Below are 2,523 nucleotides of genomic sequence, written 5' to 3' on the forward strand. Positions count from 1 at the left end.
TCGCCCCCGACATTTACGCAGTTGTTATTCTTGCAGGTTTCCGACCATTCTTCGCTGCCGGGAACCTTGTTGGAGTAATTGGTGTTGGCGTTGTGGATGATCGCCTTGGCATAAACCATGTTATTGGCTTCTCTGACGCTCCCCTCCATGTTTTTAAGGGTAGCTATAATGGCATCGCTCCTCAGTGAGACAAATTTGGGAGCGGCCGTCGCGGCCAGAATGCCGAGGATGACAATGACCACCACGAGTTCAATAAGGGTAAAACCGTTTCTGCCGTATCCGTGTCTTTCATAATTGTGCAGCATGCTGTGTCCTCGTCTCCTTTCAAGATTAACAGCGCTTTAAACCGGGGGATATTATCCCATAAACATGAAGCCTTGCATAATCTGAGGCATAAATGCGGCCCGGGATCGCAAAAACCGCGGCGAAGCATTTAAATGAACACCCGGAAAACAGCGTGGCAAACGGGGCTTTGCCGTCTTGCCCTTCTGCAGCCTGCCCTTTGCTGCAATTTGTCCCGCCGCCCTCCTGAAAATCCCTGTTGCCGTCATCAAAAATGAAGCATGCCAAAACTGACCGCTGACGGAATTCATGACAGACAGCATGCCGGGCTTTAACCGTAAACCTTATCTCTGTAACAAATCCTTAACAATTATTAAACGCTGTTTAACGAGGTACTGTGCGGATGTGATAAAATAATCACAGGGACTGTATGTTTTATTTTGCCGTATCGGAAATGGCGCTTTGCTTAACGGAATCAGGAGGCAGTGATGTTAAAACATGGTTTATCAGGAAGACACGCTTTACGCAGGAACGGCTTTACCCTGATAGAGCTGGTAGTCGTAATCGTGATTCTGGGCATTCTCTCGGCTTCTGCCACCGCCAAGTACATGTCCTTGCAGAGCGATGCGAGAATTGCCACCCTCAAAAACATGCAGGGCAATATCAAATCCGCCAACTCCATGGTGCTGGCAAAAGCGATAATACACAATGCCAAAACCAATTATTCCGATGTGGAACAGAATGTGGACAACTGGGATACTACGGTGAAGAATTGCTCTCAGGGGAACTGCGTTGACATCGGCGATTTGTGGGTGTACCTGAAATACGCCTACGTGGATCGCAACTCCGTGGCCTTTATTCTGGATGCCGACATTTCCGGCCTGAAAACCGAGACCGTCACCAATCCCACCATAAACAAGAAGATTAAGGTTCCCAAAAGAGATAAAAGCAAACCCGGGGACGTCAATTATAACTGCACCAGCGCGGGGGAATCTAAATGCGAGGGCTATGATTTCTGCCAGTGCCGGGGAAAAGTAAAGGATAGCAAGAACGTGGACAGGGACTCCGAGTTTATCATTCCCCGGGGATTTCCTTACAAAATTGAAAATCACACCGGCGGGGGCTGCTATTTTGCCTATTCCTCTGCTGAATACAATAAGAGTGACCACACCGTCAATCCTCCGGTGTATACCCTGAAAACCGGCGGCTGCTGATCTGCAGGCGTCTCCGCTGCGAAGGACGGCAACGCAAAAGACAACGACAGAAAGGACAGCGCAGGCTGTCCTTTTTTAAAGTTCCAGCTTACTCCTCCACGTAGGGAGCCCGGCCGGAGGAGCGGTTTTTGAAGTAATCCAGATCCGCGATGATCTTATGGGCTCTTTCCAGACTTACCGGCACGTCATTGGAATAAAACTGGCCGTTTTCCTCCTTGCGCAGGAGCTTTCGGGGGGAAATGCCGGAATTATCCACAATAAGGCAGGTGGCAAACATCTCCAGGGTCTTGTAGATGGAGGCCATGATATTGCTGTAGTTGGCCAGGATCTCCTTTTCATTAAAGACGCTCTGGTCAATGATGGTTTTGCCGAGACGGGAGGCAAAGGCCCGGTTTCTGATGCGGGCGATGTTGATATAGGGATCCTTGGTGAGCACAATGGCGCCGTGCACCCGATAGCCGGCAAAGCGGGCCTTCCTTATTATCGGAAAAAGTCCGTCATCCCCGGTGGTTTCCATGCTGAAGCTCTGCCGCCGGGCCATGTAGTTGTCAGCCATGGACATAATAACGGAACGGGTGGACCAGTTCAGGCTGTCAAATACGGCAGCCGGAAGAGCGCAGAGCTTGGTGGCGGCGAAAACGGGATCATTGAACTGGTCTTTCAGGGCGTGGCGGTATTCATCAAAATTAAGATGATGGGGCCAGCGGGGATCATCCAGCCGGAAGGCGACTCTGACGGTGGTCTTCCCGGCCCCGGCGCAGCCGACGATGGCATTGAGTTCAGGGGCCTGAGACCCCGGCCCGTTAAGTTCCGGGACGGAAACAATGTTATCAGCCATCCTAACCCTCCCCGTTTTCCTGAACTATCATGCGGAAGGCGCATTCCCGCTGCCCTTCCCGATCCCCGATTTTAAGGATCTCCTGAGCCATCCGGTCATTAAAGGAATGCAGGGAGACGTAGAGAGCCTGCAGCTTCTGGCTCATCTTCAGGGCATCTCCCTTAAAAAGATCCCGGGGCACCTTTCGCA

At 51.3% G+C, this 2,523-nt stretch carries 4 protein-coding genes; 1 reads left to right on the top strand and 3 read right to left on the bottom strand.

Annotation, left to right across the window (positions count from 1 at the left end; translation table 11 throughout):
• Positions 1-305, bottom strand: a 305-nt coding sequence (locus tag ACJROR_RS02515) for a type II secretion system protein (RefSeq protein ID WP_406545717.1), incomplete at its 3' end; no start/stop codon positions are given.
• A 465-nt stretch (positions 306-770) separates the two neighbouring features.
• Between ACJROR_RS02515 and ACJROR_RS02520 the strand changes: the two genes are divergently transcribed.
• Positions 771-1,496 (top strand): type II secretion system protein, encoded by a 726-nt coding sequence (locus ACJROR_RS02520; RefSeq protein ID WP_406545718.1) that lies wholly within the window; start codon positions 771-773, stop codon positions 1,494-1,496.
• Between the two features lie 88 nt (positions 1,497-1,584).
• Here ACJROR_RS02520 and ACJROR_RS02525 read toward each other — a convergent pair whose 3' ends face one another.
• Both ACJROR_RS02525 and ACJROR_RS02530 read right to left on the bottom strand, forming a co-directional pair.
• Entirely contained in the window at positions 1,585-2,334 is a 750-nt protein-coding gene (locus ACJROR_RS02525) for a hypothetical protein (RefSeq protein WP_406545719.1), read from the bottom strand.
• Between the two features lies 1 nt (position 2,335).
• On the bottom strand, positions 2,336-2,523 hold a 188-nt coding region (locus ACJROR_RS02530), incomplete at its 5' end, for a hypothetical protein (protein ID WP_406545720.1).

It is taken from the genome of Succinimonas sp. (assembly GCF_045225735.1).
Classification (GTDB): domain Bacteria; phylum Pseudomonadota; class Gammaproteobacteria; order Enterobacterales; family Succinivibrionaceae; genus Succinimonas.

Bases quoted from the DNA above. Each gene is read 5' to 3' on its own strand.
- ACJROR_RS02520 (WP_406545718.1), top strand. From the start codon at position 771: ATGTTAAAACATGGTTTATCAGGAAGACACGCTTTACGCAGGAACGGC.
- ACJROR_RS02525 (WP_406545719.1), bottom strand. From the start codon at position 2,334: ATGGCTGATAACATTGTTTCCGTCCCGGAACTTAACGGGCCGGGGTCT.